At 69.4% G+C, this 15,849-nt stretch carries 21 protein-coding genes and 1 pseudogene; 13 read left to right on the top strand and 9 right to left on the bottom strand.

Annotated elements, in window-relative coordinates:
- Positions 1-114 precede the first annotated feature (114 nt).
- Complete coding sequence (locus tag ASD35_RS14305; RefSeq protein ID WP_056875618.1) at positions 115-1,374, top strand: cation:proton antiporter; 1,260 nt, start codon at positions 115-117, stop codon at positions 1,372-1,374.
- A 5-nt stretch (positions 1,375-1,379) separates the two neighbouring features.
- Here ASD35_RS14305 and ASD35_RS14300 read toward each other — a convergent pair whose 3' ends face one another.
- On the bottom strand, positions 1,380-2,651 hold the full coding sequence (locus tag ASD35_RS14300) for an ATP-binding protein (RefSeq protein WP_056875617.1): 1,272 nt from the start codon (positions 2,649-2,651) through the stop codon (positions 1,380-1,382).
- Positions 2,644-3,318 (bottom strand): response regulator, encoded by a 675-nt coding sequence (locus tag ASD35_RS14295; protein ID WP_056875616.1) that lies wholly within the window; start codon positions 3,316-3,318, stop codon positions 2,644-2,646. Before ASD35_RS14295 ends, ASD35_RS14300 begins: the two co-directional genes overlap by 8 nt.
- Before the next feature lie 63 nt (positions 3,319-3,381).
- Between ASD35_RS14295 and ASD35_RS14290 the strand changes: the two genes are divergently transcribed.
- The 6 genes and pseudogenes from ASD35_RS14290 to ASD35_RS28570 form a co-directional block, all read left to right on the top strand.
- Complete coding sequence (locus ASD35_RS14290) at positions 3,382-4,080, top strand: phosphatase PAP2 family protein (RefSeq protein ID WP_082580188.1); 699 nt, start codon at positions 3,382-3,384, stop codon at positions 4,078-4,080.
- Between the two features lie 130 nt (positions 4,081-4,210).
- Positions 4,211-4,615, top strand: coding sequence for a hypothetical protein (locus ASD35_RS14285; protein WP_056875614.1), 405 nt, complete (start codon positions 4,211-4,213; stop codon positions 4,613-4,615).
- 47 nt (positions 4,616-4,662) lie between these two features.
- Entirely contained in the window at positions 4,663-5,136 is a 474-nt protein-coding gene (locus ASD35_RS14280; protein ID WP_056875613.1) for a hypothetical protein, read from the top strand.
- Between the two features lie 129 nt (positions 5,137-5,265).
- A complete protein-coding gene (locus ASD35_RS26705) occupies positions 5,266-5,424 on the top strand; it encodes a DUF3309 family protein (RefSeq protein ID WP_082580160.1) in 159 nt (52 codons plus the stop codon).
- A 172-nt stretch (positions 5,425-5,596) separates the two neighbouring features.
- Positions 5,597-6,073, top strand: a complete 477-nt coding sequence (locus tag ASD35_RS14275; protein WP_082580159.1) for a nuclear transport factor 2 family protein — start codon at positions 5,597-5,599, stop codon at positions 6,071-6,073.
- Positions 5,992-6,174 (top strand): annotated as a pseudogene (locus tag ASD35_RS28570) (hypothetical protein); the annotation flags it as partial. The gene ASD35_RS14275 and the pseudogene ASD35_RS28570, both read left to right, overlap by 82 nt.
- A 109-nt stretch (positions 6,175-6,283) precedes the next feature.
- On the opposite strand, the gene ASD35_RS14265 reads toward ASD35_RS28570, so the two are convergent.
- Positions 6,284-7,192, bottom strand: a complete 909-nt coding sequence (locus ASD35_RS14265) for a nucleotidyl transferase AbiEii/AbiGii toxin family protein (RefSeq protein WP_056875610.1) — start codon at positions 7,190-7,192, stop codon at positions 6,284-6,286.
- The gene (locus ASD35_RS14260) at positions 7,189-7,797 is read right to left on the bottom strand and encodes a type IV toxin-antitoxin system AbiEi family antitoxin domain-containing protein (protein WP_056875609.1); all 609 of its coding nucleotides are present in this window, start codon (positions 7,795-7,797) and stop codon (positions 7,189-7,191) included. Before ASD35_RS14260 ends, ASD35_RS14265 begins: the two co-directional genes overlap by 4 nt.
- Positions 7,798-7,898: 101 nt before the next feature.
- On the opposite strand from ASD35_RS14260, the gene ASD35_RS28305 reads away from it, so the two are divergent.
- Positions 7,899-8,021, top strand: coding sequence for a hypothetical protein (locus ASD35_RS28305; RefSeq protein ID WP_255354524.1), 123 nt, complete (start codon positions 7,899-7,901; stop codon positions 8,019-8,021).
- A gap of 253 nt (positions 8,022-8,274) precedes the next feature.
- Here ASD35_RS28305 and ASD35_RS27255 read toward each other — a convergent pair whose 3' ends face one another.
- Positions 8,275-8,892 (bottom strand): hypothetical protein, encoded by a 618-nt coding sequence (locus tag ASD35_RS27255; RefSeq protein ID WP_235538348.1) that lies wholly within the window; start codon positions 8,890-8,892, stop codon positions 8,275-8,277.
- A gap of 618 nt (positions 8,893-9,510) precedes the next feature.
- A complete protein-coding gene (gene ssb, locus ASD35_RS14255) occupies positions 9,511-10,056 on the bottom strand; it encodes a single-stranded DNA-binding protein (RefSeq protein ID WP_056875608.1) in 546 nt (181 codons plus the stop codon).
- A 157-nt stretch (positions 10,057-10,213) separates the two neighbouring features.
- On the opposite strand from ssb, the gene ASD35_RS14250 reads away from it, so the two are divergent.
- The 3 genes from ASD35_RS14250 to ASD35_RS14240 are packed head-to-tail and all read left to right on the top strand — an operon-like array spanning position 10,214 to position 12,899.
- Positions 10,214-11,317, top strand: a complete 1,104-nt coding sequence (locus ASD35_RS14250) for a sensor histidine kinase (protein ID WP_056875607.1) — start codon at positions 10,214-10,216, stop codon at positions 11,315-11,317.
- Positions 11,314-12,057 carry a LytTR family DNA-binding domain-containing protein gene (locus tag ASD35_RS14245; RefSeq protein ID WP_056875606.1) on the top strand — a complete coding sequence of 248 codons (744 nt, stop codon included), beginning with the start codon at positions 11,314-11,316 and terminating at the stop codon, positions 12,055-12,057. Before ASD35_RS14250 ends, ASD35_RS14245 begins: the two co-directional genes overlap by 4 nt.
- On the top strand, positions 12,054-12,899 hold the full coding sequence (locus ASD35_RS14240; RefSeq protein ID WP_056875605.1) for a head GIN domain-containing protein: 846 nt from the start codon (positions 12,054-12,056) through the stop codon (positions 12,897-12,899). The genes ASD35_RS14245 and ASD35_RS14240 overlap by 4 nt, the downstream gene beginning before the upstream one ends.
- Positions 12,900-12,924: 25 nt before the next feature.
- On the opposite strand, the gene ASD35_RS14235 is transcribed toward ASD35_RS14240, so the two are convergent.
- On the bottom strand, positions 12,925-13,323 hold the full coding sequence (locus tag ASD35_RS14235; RefSeq protein WP_056875604.1) for a 4-oxalocrotonate tautomerase family protein: 399 nt from the start codon (positions 13,321-13,323) through the stop codon (positions 12,925-12,927).
- A gap of 106 nt (positions 13,324-13,429) precedes the next feature.
- On the opposite strand from ASD35_RS14235, the gene ASD35_RS14230 reads away from it, so the two are divergent.
- Complete coding sequence (locus ASD35_RS14230; RefSeq protein WP_056875603.1) at positions 13,430-14,269, top strand: LysR family transcriptional regulator; 840 nt, start codon at positions 13,430-13,432, stop codon at positions 14,267-14,269.
- A 19-nt stretch (positions 14,270-14,288) separates the two neighbouring features.
- Entirely contained in the window at positions 14,289-14,504 is a 216-nt protein-coding gene (locus tag ASD35_RS14225; protein WP_056875602.1) for a SlyX family protein, read from the top strand.
- A 22-nt stretch (positions 14,505-14,526) separates the two neighbouring features.
- On the opposite strand, the gene ASD35_RS14220 is transcribed toward ASD35_RS14225, so the two are convergent.
- Both ASD35_RS14220 and ASD35_RS14215 read right to left on the bottom strand, forming a co-directional pair.
- Positions 14,527-15,273: a tRNA-uridine aminocarboxypropyltransferase gene (locus ASD35_RS14220; RefSeq protein WP_056875601.1), complete on the bottom strand. Its 747-nt coding sequence runs from the start codon at positions 15,271-15,273 to the stop codon at positions 14,527-14,529.
- 59 nt (positions 15,274-15,332) lie between these two features.
- A complete protein-coding gene (locus ASD35_RS14215; RefSeq protein ID WP_056875600.1) occupies positions 15,333-15,827 on the bottom strand; it encodes a cupin domain-containing protein in 495 nt (164 codons plus the stop codon).
- Positions 15,828-15,849: the final 22 nt, after the last annotated feature.

The following is a 15,849-nucleotide window of genomic DNA, read 5'->3' as shown; positions in this document are numbered from 1 at the left end:
CGGATCCTCCCGGGACTCCCATTGTTTGGGGCATTAGAGCAGTTGCACCACGGCTTGGCTATGCGCTTGCCGGAAGGGGTGAACCTAGAATCCCGCGCCCTGTTCAGCGCTGCGATGACCACGACCACCCTGCTTCTCCAGCTCATCGTCATCCTCGGCGTGGCCCGGGCCTGCGGCTGGCTGCTGCGCCACCTCGGACAGCCGCAGGTCGTCGGCGAGATGGCGGCCGGCCTCATCCTCGGCCCGGCCGTGATGGGCGTGCACCTGCCCGAGCTGCATGCGCAGCTGTTCGCCAAGCCGCTGCTGGGCGGCCTGAACGCGCTGGCCACGCTGGGCCTGGTGCTCTTCATGTTCGTCGTCGGGCTGGAGATCCGCGCGCCGGGCGGGCTGCGCTCGCAGCTGCGCGCCGCCGGCAGCGTGGGGCTGCTCAGCGTGCTGGTGCCGGCCGCGCTGGCCCTGGCCATCACGCCGGCGCTGCACCCTGGCCTGGCGCCGGCCGGCGTGGGCTTCTGGCCGTTCGCGCTTTTCATGACGGCGGCGGTGTCCATCACCGCCTTCCCGGTCATGGCGCGCATCCTCAAGGACCGCGGCATGACGCAGACCCGCTTCGGCCAGCTGGCCCTGGCCGGCGCCGCCATCGTCGACGTGTTCGCGTGGATCCTGCTGGCGCTGGTCGTCGCCATCGCCGGGGCCGGCGAGGGCCATGCCGCCCTGGCCCGCATCGTCGGCGGCACCGTGGCGCTGCTGGCGGTCCTCTACCTCGTCGTGCGCCCGCTCTACGCCCGGCTGCTGGCTGCCCGCGCGCCCGACGGCGAGCCCTCTCTGGCCGTGCTGGCGGCGCTGATGCTGGGCCTGCTGGCCTGCGCCGCCGCCACCGAGTGGTTGCACCTGCATGCCGTGTTCGGTGCCTTCCTGTTCGGCGCCGCGCTGCCGCGCGACGACCGCCTGCTGCAGTCGGTGGCGCAACGCGTGGAGCCGCTGTCCATCGTGCTGCTGATGCCGCTGTTCTTTGCGCTGGCCGGGCTGTCGACGACGCGCTCGGCCTTCGTCGGCGGCGCGCTGGGCGCCATGCTGCTGGTGGTGGCGGTGGCCACGGTCGGCAAGCTGGCCGGCGGCTGGCTGGGTGCGCGCGTGGCAGGGCTCGACGGCCCGCAGAGCCTGGCCACCGGCGCGCTGATGAACGCGCGCGGCCTGATGGAGCTGATCGTCATGAAGGTGGGGCTGGACGTCGGCCTCATCGGGCCCGACATGTTCACCATCCTGCTGGTCATGGCGCTGGCCACCACGGCCATGACGAGCCCGCTGATCACGTTGGCGCTGCGCTACCCGCGCCGCCGCGCGCCTGCGCCCGGCGGCGCTGCGCGGGGCGGCTGACGGGCTCAGCCCCCGCCCGCGGCGCGCAGGTCCAGCAGCACCGCGAAGCCCGCGGGGCTGTCGGGCAACGCCAGTCCGCCGCCATGGGCGTCGGCCACCCGTTGGGCCAGGCGCAGGCCCAGGCCCTGGTCGGGCGAGCCCGCGGCCAGGCGCTGCCGCAGCGCCTGGCGCTCGGCGTCGCTGAGGCCGGTGCCGTCGTCGGTCAACAACAGCGCGCCGTCGTGCGGCTGGGCCAGCCACAGCCGCGTCGCGCCGTGGCGCTGCGCGTTGTCGACCAGGTTCAGCAGCGCCGCCGCCAGCAGCTCGGCGTCGGCATCCAGCGGGCAGGGCGGGCCCTCCTGCAGCTGCAAGTCGCCCAGCGGCAGCCCCGCCAGCAGTGCGCGGGCGTCCAGCGGCTCGCGCCGCAGGTCCGGCGTGCTGCGGAACAGCCGCAGCAGCGCCAGCAGCAGGTGTTGCAGGCGCCGGCTCGCGTCCCGCACGCGCTGCAGCCGCGGCTGGCCGGGCAGCTCCTTCAGGGCCACGGCCAGCTGCGCCTCCATGCCCGCCAGCGGCGTGCGCAACAGGTGCGCCGACTGCGCCGTGAACTCACGCTCCAGCGCCAGCCGCTGGCCCAGGCGCTCGCCGATCTGCCGCAGTGCGTCATGCACGGGCCACAGCTCGGCGCTCGCGGGCGGGCCCAGCTGTGCCGCCAGCTCGCGCGGGTCGGTCTTCGCGGCGTCGAACCCGGCCAGGGCGGCCGCCAGGCGCCGCAGCGGCCGCAGTTCCTGCTGCGCTCGCCAGGCCAGCAGCGGCAGGCCCAGCAGCGCCAGCGCCAGCGCGGCCAGCAGCGCATGGCTGGCCACCTCGCGCCGCACCTCCTTGCGTTCGGCCCGCGTCTGGGCCACCACCAGCAGGCCCCGGCCGCCTTGCAGGCCCAGGCCGTAGAGCCGCCAGTGCCGCCGGTCCGCAAAGCCGGGCGCCAACGGCTGCCAGTCGACCGGCTGTGCGCCCGGGCTGGCGCGCACCAGGCGGCCGGCGGTGTCGAACCACGCCCAGGCGAAGCGCAGCTCATCGTCCCCGTCGGCCGGCGTCGGGTGGGCCGCGGCGCCGGACTCCAGCAGCAGCGGGCTCAGCTGCGCGGCGCTGGCCTTCAGGCCGTCGTCGAGCAGCTCGTCCACCTCGGCGTCCACCGTCAGGGCCGCCGCTGCGGTGACGGCCAGCGCGATGAGCAGGCTGCCCAGCCCCGTAACCCACAGCAGGCGGCGGGAAATCGACGCGAGCGGCGGCGGCTCAGCCATGGCCCGCTTCGGCGTGCACGCGGTAGCCCATGCCGCGGCGCGACTCGATGCTGTCGCGGCCCAGCTTGCGCCGCAGGTTGGCCACATGCACCTCCAGCGCATTGCTGGCGGCCGGCTCGGCGCTGAAGCCGAGCACCAGGCGTTCCAGTGCCTCCTTGCCCACCCAGCGGCCGGCGCGCAGGCCCAACGCCTCCAGCACCGCCCATTCGCGCGCCGTCAGCTCCACGGCCGCGCCGCCGAACCAGGCCCGCCGGCCTGCCAGGTCCACCTGCACGCCATGCTGCAGGCGCAGGCCCTGGGCGCCGCCCTGCTGGCGGCGCAGCAGCCCGCGCAACCGGGCGGCCAGCTCCTCAGGTGCGAAGGGCTTCACCAGGTAGTCGTCGGCGCCGGCGTCCAGGCCGTCGATGCGGTCGGCCAGCGCGTCGCGCGCGGTCAGCAGCAGCGCGGGGGTCTGCTGGCCGGCGCGGCGCAGCTCGCTCAGCCACAGCCGGCCCGAGCCGTCGGGCAGCTGCCAGTCCAGCAGCCAGGCGTCGAAGGGCTCGCCATGCAGCGTCGCGCGGGCGGTCGCCAGGTTGCGGCACCAGTCGACGACGTGGCCTTCCGCGGCCAGGTAGTCGCGCAGCCCCTCCCCCAGGATGGGGTCGTCTTCGAGCAGTAACAGCCTCATGCCGCCACCGTAGCACGCGGGCGCTTCAGGCTCGCTTCAGCGACGCGCCCTGCAATGGCGGCCATGCCGTTTGCACCGTCCGCCGCCGCCCAGCACCGCCGCACTGTCCTCGGCCTTGCCGCCGGCTTGTTGCTGGTGGTGGCCTGGGATGCCAGCGGGCTGGATATGGCGTTCGCACGCTGCTTCGGCAACGCGGCGGGATTTGCGGCCCGTGAGGCCTTCTGGTCGCGCGATCTGCTGCACGGCGGCCTGCGCAACCTGTGGATCGCCGTCTGGCTGGGCCTGGCCCTGGATGCCTGGCGCCGGCAGCCGGCGGCGCGCGGCCCGTCGCGCCGCGCGCGGCGCCAGGCGCTGATCGCCGGCCTGTTGCTGCTGGTCGTCGTGCCGGCGCTGAAGAGCCTGAGCCACAGCAGCTGCCCGTGGAGCCTGCAGGATTTCGGCGGCAGCGCGCCCTGGGTGTCGCACTGGGACTGGACCCGCGGCGACGGCGGCCCGGGCCACTGCTTCCCGTCCGGCCACACCGCCGGCGCGGCCGCATTCGCCCCGTTCGCCTGGATCTGGGGCCGGCGCGCCTGGGCGCTGGTGGCGCTGAGCATCGGCCTGGCCAGCTTGGCCCAGCTGGCCCGCGGGGCCCACTTCCTCAGCCACGTGCTGTGGGCGGTGTGGGTTTGCGTGGCCTTGGGCTGGGTGCTGCTGCGGCTGCTGGACGGCGTGGCCGTGCTGCGGGGCGGCCTGGCAGCGCGCAGCCTGGGCGTGTCTTGAGGGGCTCTTGAAGGGCGCTTGCCCGGCCGGTATCGGAAGCCGCGCCATGGATCGCAAGCCGGCCTCCTACAAGCAGGCGCCGCGCGCGGCGGGAGACTGACCGCATCGCAACTGACCTGCGCGGTGCCCCATGAGATTCGTCCACGGCTTCATCCTCGGCGGCATCGTGGCGGCGGGGGTCGCCGGCGCTGCAAGCGCCCAATCGACCGTGCCTGCCGCGTCGGCTGCTTCGGCGCCCACGCCCGCCGGCGCGGCCTCACGGGCGATGCCGGCCCGCAACCCGGCCATCACCGCGGCCGAGAACGCCAAGGAGCCCGGCGTGCAGCGGCCCGAGGAACGGGTGATCCCGCAGATCTCCGTGCCGCTCAAGTCCCGGAACAGCACCTTGCCCGCCCTCAGCGCCTCGGCGCCTGCCGGCAGCAGGCCAGGCACCGTCAACGACGACGCGGCTCGGTGCCTCGCGCGCAGCGGCGCTGAAAAGGCGGCCTGCGAGCGCGCGCTGGCGGCCTCGGCGCCCGTGAAGGCGGCGCGCTGATCGCGCCATTCGGCCCGCCCTGCACGCCCCTTGAAAGGCGACACACCATGAACCTCCGCAGCCTTCTCTCCTCCGTCCTGATCGGCGCCGTGGCGAGCTCACGCTCGATGACGCCCATGGCCTCCATCGCCGCCGCCCGCCTTGCCGGGCGCCGAACGCCGGGCCAGCTCGTCCTGCTGGACCACCCGGTGGTGAAGTACGGCGCACTGGCCATGGGGGCGGGCGAGTTGCTGGGCGACAAGATGAAATCGGCGCCCGACCGCACCGTCTTCCTGGGGCTGCTGGCGCGCGTCATGAGTGCGGGCATCGCCGGCGCGGCCCTGGCGCCGCAGGGCCGGGAGCGCGCAGGCGCTGCTGCCGCGGTGGGCACCGCCGTCCCGCTGGCCTACGCCACGCTGGCGGCCCGCAAGCAGGCCATGAGTCGCATCGGCCAGACCCGCAGCGGGCTGATCGAAGACGCGCTGGTGGTCGCGGCGGGGATCGCCGTCGTGGCGCTGTCGATGAAACCGCGGCGCAGCTGAGCGATCGGCCTGGCTGCCTACGGGTGGTTCGCGCTCCGTTCCTACACCCGCGCCTGCATGGGCAGCCGACATTCGAGCCACGGCCGGCCACCCGCTCATCAGTGGCCCATCACCACCAGGAGACACATCATGAGTGTTGGCACCATCCTTTTGATCCTTGTCGTTCTTCTGCTCATCGGCGTCATCCCGGCGTGGCCGCACAGCCGCGGCTGGGGCTACGGGCCCTCCGGCGGCCTCGGGCTGGTGCTGGTGATCCTCGTGGTGCTGCTGCTGATGGGGCGGTTGTAGGCTGGGATGCGGCTCAGGGCGACGGCCGTCCGGCTAATCTCCGGCACATCTCCGGCACATCTCCGGCACATCTCCGGCACAGCCGCCGGAACGCGCGTTTCATCGCTTGCTGCGCGCCAAGCAAGGGTGAGCTTTGCAAACTGCGCCGGTTGCAGCCCCCCAGGGAATAACCATGCGCTCCGTTTTGACAATGGCCGGCCTCTTGTCGGCGGCCCTGTCCCTGCCCTGTCTGGCGCAGGACACCGCCCATTCAGGACCGCTCTACGACGAACTCGCCGGCATGGACGCCGCGCTCTTCGAGGCGGCCTTCGTGACCTGCGACGCGGGCAGGTTCAGGGCCCTCTTCACGGAGGACGCCGAGTTCTATCACGACAAGACCGGCGCCAGTTTTGGTGAGGCGGCGAAGGTCTTGAAGTCATGCCCTCGCGACAACGGCGTCACCCGCACGCTCGTCCCGAGAAGCCTAGAGGTCTATCCGATGCAAGGCTATGGCGCCGTGCAGACGGGCCGGCACATCTTTGCCCGCAAGGGCGAACCCGGTTCGGAAGAGGCGAAGTTCGTGCACCTGTGGAAACGCGAAGCTGGGGGGTGGCGGCTGGCGCGGGTGCTGAGCTTCGACCATCGGCCCTCGGCGGCCAGGGCGCCTTAAGTCACGTGATCACGGTCGAGTTCGCTGATTTCGGCATCCCTTGCATCGGCCTGAACGGCGGCCTCGAGTTCAGGCACAGCGAGGCGTCCTCGTGCCAGATCGAGACGGAGGACCAGGCCGAGACCGACAAGCTGTGGAACGTGATCGTCGGAGAGGGTGCCGGCGGAGTGCGGGCAGCGATGGTCGGCCCGCTCGGCGAGCCAAGACCCATCAGCGCTCTGTCCACTGGCCTGAGGCTGGATTCCAGACTGCGTCGATTCGGGCACCCCTTGCTGCGGCCCGCATCGGTAGCAGCAGGAGATCGCCAATCAGTGCCGCCACGTCCGCCAGCGCTTGGTCCTTGAGCCCGGCCTTGGACAGGAAGGCCCGCCATTGCTTCATCTTCGCGGGATCGGTGGCGAAGGCTGGCGTCAACGCTACAGGGCTGGTGTCGGGCGTTGCGGTTGCCCGGCGCTCGAACGTAGCTTGCAGGGCGCTGGCCAGGGTGTCGCCATCCAGTTCAGACGTGCGTGCGATGACGGCCAGGTCGAAGAAGTCCTTCATCCGGGTGTTGTTCATGCCGAGCACAGCCATCGCATGGAACTTCTCGGCGATCACCGTGTAGATGGGATAGGTGCGCAGAGAGGGCGCGGCCAGGTCGTCGAGCAGGGTGGGGTAGTCGACCCTCTCTGGCGCGGGAGTGATGGCGTCGCCGAAGCCGATGTCCACCTGCACGGGCAGGCGGGCATTGCCGATGAACGCTGTCACGGTCAGACGCAGCCCGCCGTAGACCTTGCCTTCGCGGATCGGGGCGATGCGCATGCTTTGGGTGTCGTACCGAACACCGTCCTCGGCGGCTATGGCGCAGATGTCGGTGAAGCGGCCCCGGAGCGTCTCTTCGTCGTCGGCACCAAAGCCCAGCAGATCCGCGTCCCTTGTCGGCCGGTGCGGCGTGTCGTACCAGAGCGCAAACAGCAGTGCGCCTTTGAGCACAAAGTGGCCGGCGTGCGGCGACACCGAGAGCCGGTAGAGCAGCCGCTCGATCACGAAGCGCGAGAGCAGCAGGTTGAAGTTTTCGCCCGTGCTGCGCGACCGGTTCAGCAGCCGGGCGAGCACGGATGCAGAGCGGTCGGCACTCACGCCGCCAGCGCCTCCAGGTACGGCCGCATCACGTTGGTCATGCGGTTGATCTGGGCGAAGCTCCACAGCTCGTCCATCGTCACCTTGCGCTCCGTCCAGGCTTCGCGCAGCGCTTCGAGCGCGACGTCCAGCCCCACCTTGCCGCGCAGCTTGAAGCAGTCGGTGATGGTCTTGGCGAGGGAATAGACGCGCACCGGCGCGCCGTCGAGCACGTGGGTCTCGATGCCTTCGGTGAAGGCGGCGCCAGACAGGCGCGTGACGCGCAGGGCTGCAGTGCTGCCCTTGGGGGCATGGGTGCCGGCCGGCAGAGCGATCCAGACCTCGAACGGAGCCTGGACACCGATGCCATGGATCTCCAGCGCGGACAGCAAGCAGAGCACGGCCCTGGGCGCGAGCTTGCTCACCTCGATGGCGGACTGATGCGCGCTTGGCGGCGTGTCTGTGCCGGCGTAAAGCCCACGGCCGACCCGGCGGAGATGACCACTGGCCGTCATGCGCGAGAGCGTGCGCGCTGGGAACCCAGCCTCGTTCAGTTCCCGTGCGGACAGCGCTGGTTGCTTTGCGGCAAGGCGCAGCAGCTTGGTGGCGCGGCTTTGGGCTGGCATGTGGGGATGGTAGCAAAGTGCACTAGTTGTATAGAAGTAGTGCACGATCATGACTTCCGGACTCGCCATTCGGTTCGTGATCCCATGACGAGCTCGCCAGCATGGACGCAGCGCTCTTCGACGCGGCCTTCGTGACCTGCGACTCGGGCAGGTTCAGGGCCCTATTCACGGAGGACGCCGAGTTCAATCGCGACAAGGCGGGCGCCAGTTTTGGCGAGCCGTGAAGGTCCTGAAGTCCTGCCCGCGCGACATCGGCGTCACGCGCACGCTGGTCCCGGGGAGCCTGGAGGTCTATCCCATATAGGGCGGCGCCGTGCAGATGGTCGGCATGTCTTTGCCCGCAAGGGCGAACCCGGCTCGGAGGAGCGCGAAGTTCGTGCACCTGTGGAAGCGCGAGGCCGGCGGCTGGCTCGGGTGCTCAGCTTCGAGCATCGGCCATCGGCCGTGAAGGTGCCATAAAAAGGCGGGTCTTGACAGCTATATGCAAACGCCAGCGTTTGCTTGGAGCGCCGAATTTTTATACCCGTCAATCAACTTCTGCCGGTGTGACGGGAAATCAGCGTTTTCAAGAGATTTAATGGCGCTGTGGATACGCTTATATTGCTGGTCAAAATCTGTGGCGCCGTATCTCTGGCCGTCCACGGCTAGATTGTTAATCGCGACTGCTATGTCCTGAAGCAGCTTTGTCTTGCGCTCAATTGTTAAAAGATTCTCGCCCTTTAGGGCCGCAATTGAATTGTTTGCGATTTTAAAATCTAAGCTGCTGGACCAGCCGGCTTGATGGTTGATAAACGGCTTTGCCCATTGACCATGCGCAATTTTATTTCTGAGTTCGATGACTGATACAAAGTACTTTTCAATCCACTCCAACACCTGCTCGTAAATTTTCAATCGAGAGAAATCGACAATTTCCGAGCTGAGCGCCACCTGATGAGGAATGCCGTGGTGTTTGCGGAATGCAACGTCTAAGGCCTTCTTCCACTTTTGCTCGACACTGCTTTGAGCATATATGACCGCACGCTCAGCGTCTTCAAAAGCGCCTTGTTCATAAAGCAATTTGTGCAGACGGGCTTCGCACCACACGCCTGACAGCATGGTGTATAGGCGTGTAATAGTTCTTTCCGAGGGAGATTCGGATTGGGTGGCTCTATATAACTCACGTTGAACGTGAGTCAGCGCATCTTGCACTTCAGAGAAATTCTCCTCGTGATACCGTCGCACATTGACGATATGCGACGTCAAATCTGCTTCACTCGGTAAAGATACTGTCGTTGGCACCGAAGCCATATTGAAGTGCTAAAGCGCAGTCAAATCAGATGTCAAAGCAGTCGATTGAAAGACCGCTTTGACATCCGGGAATCGAACCCGGCCCTCCGCTCGCGCGGCGTGCGAACCAAAACACCCATGTCCAGCCTTTATGCTAGCACGTTGTCAGTGTAAGAGCGCGGTCGATCAAGTGGCCGAAAATACGAATAGCGCTGGATCAGCAAAATGTGTAGATAAAGAAAACATAACTATGAACCTGCCTCAGCAAACCATGTCGGACCGATGTCGGTCAACGCAGTATCGGCCGTTGCGCCTCTATGAATGAACCGGCGACCGCGATTGCCTCGACGGCGCTGACGGTGGGTTTGCTGAGGCGGCTTGCTAATCAGGAAAGAAAAACGGCACCGTCCGCGAGGACTGGTGCCGTTGTTCCACGGAAGCTTTCTATCAGAACGGAATATCGTCATCCATATCATCAAACCCTGTCGACGCCTTGGGCGCCGGGGCCGGTGCCCGCGGAGCCGCCGGGCGCTGGGCCGCAGCAGGACGTGCCGCTGGGCGGCCACCGCCGTACTCGTCACCACCACCGCCGCCGCCAGCACCAGCCCCACGACCGTAGCTGCCGCCACCGCCCTCATCGCCGCCACCGCCCATGCCTTCACGACCACCCAGCAGCTGCATCTCCTGGGCAATGATCTCGGTGGTGTAGGTGTCGCGGCCTTCCTTGTCCTGCCACTTGCGGGTCTTCAGGCGGCCTTCGACGTACAGCGGGCGGCCCTTCTTGACGTACTCGCCGACGATCTCGGCCAGGCGGTCGTTGAAGACGACGCGGTGCCATTCGGTCTCTTCCTGGCGTTCGCCGGTCTCGCGGTTCTTCCAGTTGCGCGTGGTGGCCAGGCTCAGCGTGCACCAGGCGCCGCCGCTGGGGTTGTAGCGAACTTCGGGGTCTTTGCCGACGTTGCCGATGATGATGACTTTGTTGACGCTGGCCATGACGCTCGTCCGAATTCGATGGGGAAGGGTGCGAATTATGCCGGCCGACCCCATCACGGGCGTCAGCAACACCCCGGAGACCGCATCCCGCACCCCGGGGCCCGCACTTCGTCTCGCCACCCAGCGGCCGCCCGCCCGGCCTCCCTAAGATGAAGCCATGAACTCGCCCAGCCCCCGCCACAGCCGCCGCCGCCCGAATGCGCGGCTGTGGCTCGCGTATGCCGGTGGCTGCGCGCTGGCCTGGTGCCTGTTCGTGCTGGCCGGCAGCGAGTTCGACCGCGGGCTGGACCCGTTCTGGCTGGCCGTCTACCAGGCCACCACCATGCTGTGGGCGCCGATGCTGCTGGGCGTCGGCGTGTGGCCGCTGGCGCGCCGCCTGCATGCCAGCGACGCCGGCTCGGCAGCGACGGCGATGGCCCATGTGCTGGCGGCATTCGTGTTCTCGGCGCTGTGGCAGGCGGGCGAGTTCGCCGTCAATGCCGCGCTGTTCGGTGCGGACCATGCCGGCGCGGTGCTGATCGCCGGGCTGTTGTGGCGTTCGGTGTGGGGGCTGGTGGTCTACGCAGCCATTGCCACGGCCTTCACGGCGGTGCTGCAGTCGCGCGCCGCGCGTTCGGCAGCGGTCGCCGCGGCACAGGCCGAGAGCGCGTTGGCCAGGGCCGAGCTGTCGGCCATCAGCGGCAAGCTGAACCCGCATTTCCTGTTCAACACGCTGAACTCGCTGATCGCGCTGACCCGCAAGGACCCGGCCGCGGCCGAGGCCGCGCTGCTGAAGTTCGCGTCCATGCTGCGCTATGTGCTGGACACCAAGCGCGGCGCCGAGGACCGCGTGATGCTGTCCGACGAGATCGATTTCCTGCGCGACTACCTGGCGCTGGAGGCGCTGCGGCTGGGGCAGCGGCTGCGCGTGGACTGGCAGCTGGAGGAGCGCGTGATGGCCGACGAGCTGCCGCCGCTGACGCTGCAGCCGCTGGTGGAGAACTCCATCCTGCACGCCGTGGCGCCGCGCAAGGGCGGCGGCTGCGTGACCATCACCGCGCGCCGCAATGCGCTCAACCACGGCCTGGACCTGGCCGTGGCCGACGACGGCCCGGGCTGCGAGCCCGCGGCGCTGGAGCCCAGGCCGGGCCAGCGCCGCGGCGTGGGCCTGGCGGCGCTGAAGAAGCGCTTCGCACTCGACTACGACGGGCAGGCCCGCCTGCGCATCCACACCGCTCCCGGCGCGGGGTTTCGCGTCGACCTCTTCATTCCTCAGGTATGACCCCCACCACCGTTCTCATCGCCGAAGACGAACACCTGGCCGCCGAGGCGCTGGCCGACTGGGTGAAGGCCACGCCGGGCCTGCAGCTGGTCGCCGTCTGCGAGGACGGCGAGGAGGCGCTCGCGCAGATCCGGGCGCTGAAGCCGGCCCTGGTGCTGACCGACATCCAGATGCCAGGGCTGACGGGCCTGCAGGTGGTGCAGGCGCTGCAAGGCGACGCTCACCAGCCGCGCATCATCTTCACGACGGCCTATGACCAGCATGCGCTGACGGCCTTCGAGCTGCATGCGGTGGACTACCTGCTCAAGCCCTTCTCGCGCGAGCGTTTCGACGAGGCCGTGGCCCATGCGCTGCGCGACGCCGCCCCCAGTGCCGCCGACGTGGCCCAGGCGCTGGGCGCGCCGGCCGATGCGCCGCTGACCCGGCTGCTCGTGCGTGACCAGGGCAAGATCTTCCCGCTGCAGGTGGGCGACATCGAGAGCCTGCGCTCCGATAACAAGTACACCGCCATCACCAGCAAGGGCCGCAGCTTCCTGGTGCGCCTGCCCATCGCCAGCTTCGAGACGCGGCTGGACCCGACCCGCTTCCTGCGCGTGCAGCGCGGCTGCATCGTCAACCTGGATTTCGTCGAGAGCATGACGCCCGACGAGAACTCGCAGCTGGTCGTGCAGCTGCGCGACGGCTCGCGCATCACGGCCAACCGCGAGGTGTCCAAGATGCTGAGGGAGCAGTCGCTGTGAAGACCTGGTGGCTCGCGTTGGTGGTCGCCACCGGTCTGGTTCAGGCGCAGACGTTCGAAAGACCGGAACGGCCGGAACAGGCGGAACGGGCCGAACGCCCCGAAAGGCCGGAGCGGGCCGAGAAGCCCGAGAGGCCCGAGAGGCCCGAGAAAGCGGAGCGGCCCGCGCCGCCCGCCCCGCCAGCGCCTCCGGCCCCGCCGGCGGGCCCGGGCAAGGTCTACGCGCCGGGCGCCTTCGATCGCGTCGAATTGGGCGGCGCGGCGCGCGTGCTCGTCGTGCAGGCCGAGCGCGACCAGGTCTTCATCGCCGGCGACGACGAGGTGCAGCGCGGCGTCAAGGTCGAGCTGGCCGGCCGCCAGCTCATCATCCACCCGGCCGGCGGCTGGAAGTTCTGGCAGAGCGACAAGCTGTTCGTGCAGGTGGAAGTCCGCCAGCTGCGCCAGCTGTCGGTCTCCGGTGCGAGCGACGTGCACGCGCCCGGCCCGCTGCGCACCGACCAGCTCAAGCTGACCATCAGCGGTGCCGGCAACGTGCGGCTGGACCATCTGCAGGCGCGCCAGCTCACGTTCGGCATCAGCGGCGCGGGCGAAGGCCAGCTCGGCGGCCGCGTGGACGACCTGGCGCTGCAGATCTCCGGCAAGGGCAAGGTCGTCGCCGACCGCCTGCAGGCCCAGCGGGCGCGGGTCAACGTGAGCGGCATCGGCAACGTGGTGCTGTGGGTGACGGACGACCTCTCCGCCCACATCTCCGGCATCGGCTCGGTCGACTACTTCGGCAACCCCAGCGTGCAGCGCTCGGTGTCGGGCATGGGGTCCATCAGCGCCAAGGGCGACCGCAAGTAGCCGCCGCCGGCCGGGGGCGCACGGCTCAGGCGCCCGGATGCTGGTAGCGATGCTCCTGCGTCTGGCCGCCGTAGCCGTAGGCGCTGGCGCGCAGGTCGGCCACGTGCACGTAGGAATGCTCGGCCACCGATCCCAGCAGCTCGCCCATGCTGGCGTGCGCGGCTTGCAGGTAGGCCGCCTTCTCCTTCTTGGTGTTGGTCTCGTCGGTGATGCTGACCATCCAGTGGTAACTGCGCTCATCGCGCCCGTCGAGGCGGTGGCCGCCGACGAACCAGCGCTTGGCGGGAATGAAGTCGATGACGACGGCGGTCAGCGACGGATCTTTGCCGAGCAGTCGCGCGGTCAGGTCCGAGGCGCTGGTGGCGACGTCGGCGGCCAGCTTGTCGTCGGCTTCGCCGGAGATCTGGATGTGGATGTAGGGCATGAGGGGCTCCTTTTCAGATGTTGACAAGGTCAGTCTAGGCACGCACGATCCATCAGTGAAGCAGGATGATTCGAGCCGATTCATCGAAAACGCGGATGAATGACCCATGACCGACATCGACCCCCTGTGGCTGCGCAGCTTCGTGGCCGTGGCCCAGTCCGGCTCCGTCACGCGCGCCGCCGAGCGCGTGCACCGCACGCAGAGCGCCGTCAGCACCCACCTGCAGCAGCTGGAGGCCAGCGTCGGCGTGCGCCTGGCCGAGCGCAGCACACGGCGCCTTGCACTGACCGAGGCGGGCGAGCGCTTCCTGCCCCACGCCATGCGGCTGCTGGCGCTGCAGGACGAAGCCCGGGCCGCCGTGCAGCCCGCGGCCGGGCCGGTGCTGCGGCGCGTCGGCCTGAGCGAGTACTTCATGCCCCACCGCCTGCCCGAGCTGCTGGCGCTGCTGCAGGCCCAGGCGCCCGACGCGCGGCTGGAGGTGCTGTGGGCCAGCTCGGCGGCGCTGCAGCAGCTGTGGGCGGCCGGCGAGATGGACCTGGCCATCGTCACCAGCGACGCGCCGCTGGCCGGCGCCCGGCTGCTGCGCCGTGAGCCGCTGTCCTGGGTGGCCGCGGCCGGCGCGGGCGCCGCGGTGGGCGATGGCCCGGTGCCGCTGGTGCTGCTGGGGCCGGACTGCCCGGTGCGGCGCATGGCGCTGGCCGCGCTGGCCCGCGCCGGCCGGCCGCATCACCTGCGGCTGAGCTGCACTGGCAGCCACGGCGCCGTGGCCGCCATCCGCGCCGGCTGGGGCGTGGGCTGCCTCAACCAGTCGGCCATTCCGGCCGACCTGGCCGCGCCGCTGCGCGGCAGCGGCCGCTGGCCCGCGCCCGGCCGACTGTCGTTCTACCTGCTGGCGCGCCAGGGTCTGCAAGACATGGAGCGGGCGCTGAAAGATTGGGCGGCCTGATTTCTGGCCCAATGCCGCAATGGACGACCCGCAAGACCTCGAACAACGCATCACCGACCTGGAAATCAAGCTCAGCTTCGCGGAGGACACCGTCGAGCAGCTCAACCAGGTCGTCACGCGCCAGCAGGCGCAGATCGACCGGCTCATCCGCGAGCTGGTGGAACTGCGCGACCGCGCCGCCGCCGAACCGGGCGTGCAGGCCAACCTGCGGGACGAGCTGCCCCCGCACTACTGACCCGAGCTCCGGCGGACCCCTCTCATGCAGCCTGCCGTGCGATCGCCTCGTCCAGGCGCTGGTGCGCCAGGCCTTCCCGGACGACGGGCAACTGATTCCTCGCCTGCAGGTAGTGATGCGTGAAGACGCCCAGGTAGGCCTCAAGCGTCTTGCCGGCGGCCTCGTCGCCCGCGAGGCTGAGGCACCGCGCGGCAACCTCGCTGGTGCAGAAATGGTCGCCGCAGCGTGAACGGCGCAGCCTGTATTGCGAAGCCTCGGCGGGCGCCAGACTGAGCACGGGCATGGGGTTCAGGTAAGGGCTTCGGCTGAACATCTTGCGCGCCTCGGACCAGGTGCCGTCCAGCAGGATGAGCAGCGGCCGCTTGAGCGCGCCATCCTCGCCCGCGGCGTGCGGCTGGACGGCATGCACCACGCGTTCCGGCGCGGCGTATTGGCCTGGGAACACGACGTAGCAGTCCCACGTCGGATCGGCGAGCAGGGCGAGTAGCGCCGGATCGGGCTGGGTACGCGACCAGCCGAAGGCGAACGTATCCGTGATCGCATCCGCGACCAACCAGCCGGTGTTGGTCGGCTTCAGCGGCTCGATATCGGCCATCAGCAGGCACACCGCGGCGCGGGTGTTGACCGACGGGCGCAAGGCGCACATGCAGTGCGTAGGGACCAATCGGCAACCCTCGCAACGCTCGCGCTTGAAGCCACCGCGCGCCAGGAACGGCTTGGTGGCGCTCGCCAGACGCGCGGCGCGGAGAAGAGACACGGCATGGGGCATGCGCCCGATTGTCCGAGCAGCTCAGAACCCGCGCGACGGGCTGCCGCCGCATTGCCGTTTCACGGCTCGCCGTCCCAGTAGTCCAGCCCGGCGTCGCGCTTCTGCAGGAAACGCAACCCCGGCGTGAAGATGCCCACCTTGCCCGAGTCCGGGTACTCGCAGACCTCCGGCCGCTCCTGCGTGCTGATGCTGAGGTAGTGCAGCGGCGCGTCCGACGTGTTGACGATGTGGTGCGGGTACTCCGGCCCGGGTGGCACGAAGATCACGTCGCCGGCTTTGATGGGCACCTCCTCGCCCGCCACCCGCAGCGTGGCCTCGCCCTGCAGGATGACGAACATCTCCTCCTGCGCGTGGTGGAAGTGGTAGGGGCAGGCGATCTGGCCCGGCGCGAGGATGTCGAAGCCGGCACCGAGCTTCTTGGCGGCGGTGCCGTCGGACAGGCTGGCCGTCTCGGTGTCGTAGCGTGGCGGGCGCAGCAGGCGTTCGCGCGGCACGTCGTTGAAATTGCGGATCAACCGCTCGCGCAGCTCGGCGGCTTTATCGGATGGGGTCACGGGTGAGCTCCTGGGACAATCG

It is taken from the genome of Pelomonas sp. Root1444 (genome assembly GCF_001426885.1).
Taxonomy (GTDB): Bacteria; Pseudomonadota; Gammaproteobacteria; order Burkholderiales; family Burkholderiaceae_C; genus Pelomonas.
Note: the sequence above shows the minus strand (reverse complement) of the source record. Positions and strands in the feature narration are given on the sequence as shown.